Here is a 393-nt window from a genome sequence, read left to right on the forward strand (position 1 = left end):
TGACGATGCCGCGCTCAACGCGACCGGTCACAACCGTACCGCGGCCCGAGATCGAGAACACGTCTTCGATCGGCATCAGGAACGGCTGGTCGATCGGACGCTCAGGCGTCGGGATGTAGGCGTCAACGGCAGCCATCAGCTCGCGGATCGCATCTTCGCCGATCTTCTTGTCCGAATCTTCCAGAGCAGCAAGAGCCGAGCCCTTGATGATCGGAATGTCGTCGCCCGGGAATTCGTAGGACGACAGAAGTTCGCGAACTTCCAGTTCGACGAGCTCGAGAAGCTCGGCGTCGTCAACCTGGTCGACCTTGTTGAGGAACACGACGATTGCCGGAACGCCAACCTGACGAGCAAGCAGGATGTGCTCGCGGGTCTGCGGCATCGGGCCGTCAG

1 protein-coding gene is annotated in these 393 nt (G+C 61.1%); it reads right to left on the minus strand.

The annotated features are described in order from the left end of the window. Positions 1–393 (minus strand): GTP-binding protein (locus IB267_RS33065; protein WP_246810940.1); only part of this gene is annotated, 393 nt, incomplete at both ends.

Origin of the sequence: Ensifer sp. ENS09 (assembly GCF_014852425.1) — a bacterium.
Classification (GTDB): Bacteria; Pseudomonadota; Alphaproteobacteria; order Rhizobiales; family Rhizobiaceae; genus Ensifer.